The organism is Streptomyces sp. URMC 127 (genome assembly GCF_051386535.1).
In the GTDB taxonomy this organism is placed as follows: domain Bacteria; phylum Actinomycetota; class Actinomycetes; order Streptomycetales; family Streptomycetaceae; genus Streptomyces.
The window spans coordinates 1-6,551 of sequence record NZ_JBPQTW010000305.1 but is presented as its reverse complement, the minus strand read 5'-3'; the positions used below and the strand labels follow the sequence as shown (position 1 = coordinate 6,551).

The following is a 6,551-nucleotide window of genomic DNA, read 5'->3' as shown; positions in this document are numbered from 1 at the left end:
GCTCCGCCGCGCCTGCTGCCGGTGACGCGCAGCAGACGCCCGCGGAGCCCCATGCGACCGTGCACGGGGCAGGCGACACCCCCGTGCCGTCGCACGGCGCAGCGCCGGTCCCCCCGGCTCCGGTGCCGGCCGTTCCGCAGCCGGAGACCCCGGTGCCGCCGGCGCCCAACGCCCCTGCACCGCAGGACGGGTACGGATACCCGCGCCCCGGCATGCACGGTGCCTCTGCGCCCGTGCCGCCGCCCCTCGACGGCTCCCCGCGCCCGGATGCCCACAGCGCACCGAACGGCGCAGCGCCCGGCCCGTACGCGGCCGCTCCCGCCCCGCAGGACGGCTACGGGTACCCGCGTCCTGAGACGCATGGGGCGCCCGCTCCGGCGCCTCATGCGTTCCCGCCGGCGCCCCCTGCCCAGCCGCAGCAGCCCGCCGTTCTGCCTCCCGCGCAGAACACGACCGCCCCTGCACCGCAGGGCCTCACCGGCCCGCATGAGGCCCCCGCACCGGCCGTGCCGCCCATGCCGAACCCTCAGGCTCCGCAGGGCGGTTACGGGTACCCGCACGCCGACGCCGCCGCGCCTCATGCCCCGGTGCCTCCCGCGCTCGACGGCGCCCCTCGTGCCGACGCGCACGGGGCCCCCGTGCCGCCGCCCCTCGACGGCTCCCCGCGCCCCGACGCCCAGCAGGCTGCGGCTGCTCCGGCACCGGTGCCCCCTGCCGAGGGGCAGCAACTCCCGCACGCCCAGAACGGCTTCAGCGGCTCCCCTGCGCTGCCTCCGGCCGTGCAGGCGCAGCCCGGCCCCACGGGCGCGCATGAGGCGGCGGCAGCAGCGCCTGCCCCCGCCCCCTACCCGTACGCCCAGACCCCCTATGGCGACGGCGGCGCCGCGCCCGCCCAGGAGGGGGCGCAGGGCGGAGTGCCCAGCGACCCGCGCGCCGGGGGGTGGCCCACGGTGACGCCGGAGCAGCGGCAGCGTTCGGTGCACGGGGCGCCGCTCGGATTCACCGCCTCCATGGAGCTGTCCTCGGAGCGGCTGCTGCGCAGCAAGCCGAAGCCGAAGAAGCAGATCGCCACGCCCCGCTTCAAGTTCGGCGGCAAGAAGGAGGAGGCGGAGCGGCAGCGCAAGCTGGAGCTGATCCGTACGCCCGTCCTCTCCTGCTACCGGATCGCCGTGATCAGCCTCAAGGGCGGCGTCGGCAAGACGACCACGACCACCGCGCTGGGTGCGACGCTCGCCAGCGAGCGGCAGGACAAGATCCTCGCGATCGACGCCAACCCCGACGCGGGCACACTGGGCCGCCGCGTGCGGCGCGAGACGGGCGCGACGATCCGCGACCTCGTCTCGGCGATTCCCAGCCTGCACAGCTACATGGACATCCGCCGGTACACCTCGCAGGCGCCCTCCGGCCTGGAGATCATCGCCAACGACGTGGACCCGGCGGTCTCCACGACCTTCAACGACGAGGACTACCGGCGGGCGATAGACCTGCTGGGCCGGCAGTACCCGGTCATCCTCACCGACTCGGGTACCGGTCTCCTCTACAGCGCCATGCGCGGCGTCCTCGACCTCGCCGACCAGCTGATCATCGTCTCCACGCCGTCCGTCGACGGCGCGAGCAGCGCCAGCACTACGCTCGACTGGCTCCATGCGCACGGCTACGCCGAGCTCGTCTCGCGCAGCGTCACGGTCATCTCCGGGGTGCGCGAAACCGGCAAGATGATCAAGGTTGAGGACATCGTGTCGCACTTCGAGCAGCGGTGCCGCGGCGTGGTCGTCGTCCCGTTCGACGAGCACCTGGCGACCGGTGCCGAGGTCGACCTGGAGATGATGCGGCCCAAGACGCGCGAGGCCTACTTCAACCTCTCGGCCATGGTCGCGGAGGACTTCACCCGGGCCCAGCAGCAGCGCGGCGTATGGGGCGGGGAGCACGCCCAGCCCCAGCAGGCCGCTCCCATGGGGCAGATGCCCGCCGCCCCGTACGCCCCCGAGCAGCCGCAGCAGCCCGGCCAGCCGGCCGCCGCCCCGTACCACCCCTACGGCCCGCAGGGCCCGTACGGAGGCGCGCAGCCGGGCCCGTACGCGCAGCCCGGGCAGCCGGGCGCGCCGGGCGGGTACGGCTACCCGCAGCAGTAGCGCCGCACGGAGCGGAACAACAGGAGGGGCCCATGCGGCGATCGCCGCATGGGCCCCTCCTCACAACTCCGGCGGAGCGACACCGGCCCTCAGGCGGCGTCCTTCTCCTTCTCGTAGGCCGCCACCATGTCCCGCGCCCGCTTCACGTCGCCGGCCATGCACAGCAGCAGCGCCTCGATCGACTCGAACTTCTCCATGCCGCGCAGGTAGCCCAGGAAGTCCACCGCCGCATGGAGCCCGTAGAGGTCGAGGTCCGTCCGGTCGATGGCGTACGCCTCGACGGTGCGCTCCGTGGCGTCGAACTGCACGTTCGTGCCGACAGAGATCGCCGCGGGCATCGACTCGCCGCCCACGGTCAGCCAGCCGGCGTAGACGCCGTCGGCCGGGATCGCGGTGTGCGGCAGCGTCTCCACGTTGGCCGTCGGGTAACCGAGCTCCCGGCCGCGCTGCGCGCCGCGCACCACGACGCCCTCGACACGGTGCGGGCGGCCGAGGATCTCCATAGCGCCCGCGACGTCGCCCTCGGCGACCAGCCGGCGGGTCAGGGTGGAGGAGAACGGCTCCCCGCCGCCCGCCTCGCCGCTCACGTGGAGGTCGATGACCTCGACGCCGTAGTCGTACGTGGCGCCGAGCTCGGCGAGGAAGTCGACGGTGCCCGCGGCCCGGTGGCCGAAGCGGAAGTTGGGGCCCTCCACGACGAGCTTGGCGTGCAGCTTGTCGACCAGGACCTTCACCACGAACTCGGCGGGCGAGAGCTTCGAGAACTCCGCCGTGAAGGGCAGGATCAGCACCGCGTCGACGCCCAGCCCGGCCATGAGCTCCGCACGCCGGTGGTGCGGCGCCAGCAGCGGCGGGTGGCTGCCCGGGCGGACCACCTCGCTCGGGTGCGGGTCGAAGGTCACCACGACCGACGGCACGCCGAGCTCGCGCGCCCGCTCCACGGCCCGCCCGATGATCAGCTGGTGCCCGCGGTGCACACCGTCGTACGAGCCGATGGTGACGACGCTGCGCCCCCAGTCCTGGGGGATGTCCTCCAAGCCACGCCAGCGCTGCACTGTGCCCGCTCCTCGCCCGAACCCGAACTTTTGTCTGTCGATATACGCAGGACTAAGAGTGCCATGCCGGTTCGCGGCGCCCAGCATCGGCCGGTCCTGTGACTGTCAGGTCAGGGGAGTCCTCCCGCCCCGTGTGCTCCGCGGGGCCCTCCTCCCCCGCCCAGGCGGTGAGCTTGATGCGCGCCCGCGGGCCCACCACGACGGCCCACTGCGCGGGAGCGGAGCGCAGCCAGCGGAGCACCTGTTCGCCGAAGGCGGGGATCTCGCGGGACAGCTGCACCATGCGGCGGTCGAAGCATGCCGCACCTTCGGGGCTGCGGGCCATCAGGAGGCCGGTGCGGTGCACGAGGTCGCGGGTGCGGGCCTCGGTGCGCTCGGCAGCTCCTGCGGCCACGGCGCGCAGAAGGGCGTCGAGGACGGTGACGTCGCGCTCATAGGGCCCGTACTGCTCGCGCTCCAGCAGCACCTCCAGGAGCTCCTGACGCAGCGGCCTGGACAGCGGCGTGCCCGGGAAGGCCAGGACGGGGGCCAGGGCGCGGCGCACCTGGGGCGGGCGGCTGCTGAGCAGGTGGACGACGAGCGGGAAGAGCACGGAGCGTGCCGAGGGGCCCTCCTCGAGCCGGCGATCCACGAAGGCGGCGGCAAGCCCGGCGCCCTCGGGATGGTGCTCGACGTACTCCTGCACGAGGGCCGCGGCCCTCCGGGCGAGGGCGGGCGTGGTGACCTCGGCGAGGGTGCGCAGCACGTCGGCGGGCCCGTCGCCGCGTACGTAGAGCCGCGCGCGGAAGGCGGCGAGGACGGGCTCGGGGTGGGTGGTCAGGGCCGGGGCGAGGGCACCGGCCGGAAGGTGCGGGTCGCAGGCCGCGAAGAGGTCGAGGGCGCGCTGGAGGTGCTTGGCGCGGGTCTCGTGGTCGCGGACGAGCAGGGCGAGCGCCGTGCCGTGCAGGGCCCCCTCCGCGGGGCGGGCCAGCAGGGCGAGCGCTGCGTAGCGCAGCAGCTCGCGGTCGGCGGCGGTGATCACGTGGGGTGCGGCCTTGAGGGCGTACGCGGCGGCCGCCACGTGCCGCTCGATGCGGTCGTCGTGGGCCCACCGGTCCACGGCGCGGCAGATCGCGGACGGCTCGTCCTCGGCGAGGGCGGCGAGGAGCTCGTCCGCACGGGGGTGGGCGGCGTCCACGAGGGCCTCGGCGAGGTCGTCGACGGCACGGTGCCGGTGGGTGTGGAGGAGCACCTGAGCGGCGGTGGAGACCGTGAGCCTGAGGTGATCGCCGTACGGGGCGGCCTGCAGGGGGCGCTCGTCGGAGAACCAGCGGCACAGCAGGGCCTGCGCGGCGCACGGGTCCTCGGCGAGGACGGTCATGACGGCAGGCAGGAAGCGGTCCGTGTGCGGCGGCTGAGGTGTGTGCTGAGGCTGCACGGGGCCCGGCGCGGAGCTCTCCAGGGCATGGGGCTGGTACGGGCTCTGGCCGGGGGGCGGCGCGTCCGCGGGGAGCAGCAGCCGGAGCAGGTCGAGCCGCTCGGCGAGCCCGAGGGGCAGCCGGAGCCAGAACCAGGGCCCGAACTCGGCGAGCCCGCCCAGGGATCCCGTCGCCCCGCTGTCGAAGCCGCCCAGGGCCAGGGAACGCGCCGTGAGGCGCTCGGCGAGCAGCCTGAGGGCCCCCAGGTACGGAGTGGCGTCGGGAACGCGCAGGAGGGTCTCACCGAGGAGGTGCGCCGCCCACCAGGCGGGATCGGGGAGCGCGGGGCGCCCCTCGCCGTCCGCGGCGGCGGGCTGCCCGGACGGCGGGAGCGCGGCCACGGCGTCGACCAGGGCGCCCAGGCGGCGGGCGAGCGCATCCGGCCCGGAGCGCCGCGCCAGGAGGAGGAGCGCCTGGAGGACAGGGCCGATGCGGTGGCGGGGCACGGGCAGCGGCTTGCGGGCCTTCTGCCGGGCCGCGCGGCGGCTGCGGCGGCGTGCGGCCGTGGAGCGCGGGGCGCGGCTGGATCCGGGGGGCGGCGGCACGTGGCCCTCCAGTGCCGGCCCGCCGCCCGGGCGGGACGGCAGCCGGGCGTCGTGCTCACCGGAGCCGTCCTCGGCCTCGTACCAGCGGTGGACCAGGGTGTGCAGGGCGGCGTCGAGGTCGAGGTGGGCGCCCTGCAGCCAGTCGGCGAACTCCTCGTGCGCGAAGCGGTAGCCGGTTCCGGCCGGGACGAGCAGGCCCTCCGTGAGGACGGCCGAGGCCCAGCCGTTGCGCCACGGGAAGAGCTCCTCGAAGGCCTCGCGCTCCAGCTCCCCCTGGCCGGGCCCCAGGCACCGGCGGGCCGCCTCGTGCACTTGGCCGGCGACGCGCGCGGCGAGCCGGCGCACTGCCGTGCCGCGCAGCGCGGGGCGACGCCCGGCGGCCAGCCGGACGGCGATGCGCAGGCAGACGAGGTCCAGGTAGGCGGAGAAGATGTCCCAGCGGTCGGGGGGCCGCGCCCCGTCCTCGCCGGTCCTTCCGCCGGGCGCGGTCCCGCCGGGGAGCGCCGCCCGCACCTCGGAGAGGAGCCGGAGGGCGAGCGGGTGGGCGGCGTCCGTGGGGTGGATGGCGTCCGGCGGGATGCCGTAGAGGGCGCGGGCCCGCTCGGCCTGCAGGGGGCCGAGGTCGGTCAGGCTCACGCACGGCGGGAGGCTGCGCGGGGTGGCGGAGGCCGTCGACGCGTGGAGCGCCGTCCGGGGGAAGAGCGCGCCAGCCGTCTCCCAGTGCTCGGGGCGGCAGGCGACGACGAGCCGGGCGGACGTCTCCTCCAGCCACGCGGCGGTCGCCGCGGTCCAGGCCGGCAGAGCGTGCGCGAGAACGGGCGGGACCTCTTCGGGGCCGTCCAGAACGATGAGGAGAGGCCGCCCCACGCGGTGCCCCAGCGCGGCCACGGCCTCGGGAGTGGCCTCGGCGGGGTCGCCCACCGTGCCGGCAGCCCCTGCGGAGGCCGTGACGATCCGTGCGGCCGCTGCGAGGGCCCGTGCGACCGCGTCCCGGAGGCTGGTGTCGCCCTCCTCCAGGTCCGCCCCGCGCAGCCAGAGTGTGGGAGCCGGTTCGGCGCCCCGTGCGCGCCGCGAGGCGAGGGAGAGGAGCTCGGTCGTACGGCCCGTGCCGGGACCGCCGACGAGCCCCAGGACGGCAGCCCCGGCGCTGTCCGCGGGCTCCGGGTCGCCGGAGGACGGGGGCGCGGGGGGCTCCGGCGGGTCGGCGGAGCTCCGCGCGCCGGGGAGGTCGCCGATCCAGCGCCCTCCGGGGCCGCCGCCCGGTGTCCCGCGCCAGGCGCTCGGCGGGACGGTCACCACCAGGGCGCCGGGTGCTCCCGTGCCGGCCGGGGCGGGCGCGGGTTCGTCGGGCGGCGGCCCCGG

3 protein-coding genes are annotated in these 6,551 nt (G+C 76.2%); 1 reads left to right on the top strand and 2 read right to left on the bottom strand.

Annotated elements, in window-relative coordinates:
- Positions 1-2,132 (top strand): MinD/ParA family ATP-binding protein (locus tag ACSNOH_RS32610; protein ID WP_436725065.1); only part of this gene is annotated, 2,132 nt, incomplete at its 5' end.
- A gap of 89 nt (positions 2,133-2,221) precedes the next feature.
- Here the strand turns inward: ACSNOH_RS32610 and ACSNOH_RS32605 are convergent.
- Both ACSNOH_RS32605 and ACSNOH_RS32600 read right to left on the bottom strand, forming a co-directional pair.
- Complete coding sequence (locus ACSNOH_RS32605; protein WP_436725064.1) at positions 2,222-3,187, bottom strand: bifunctional riboflavin kinase/FAD synthetase; 966 nt, start codon at positions 3,185-3,187, stop codon at positions 2,222-2,224.
- A 52-nt stretch (positions 3,188-3,239) separates the two neighbouring features.
- The coding region (locus ACSNOH_RS32600) for a hypothetical protein (protein WP_436725063.1) at positions 3,240-6,551 on the bottom strand (3,312 nt) is incomplete at its 5' end.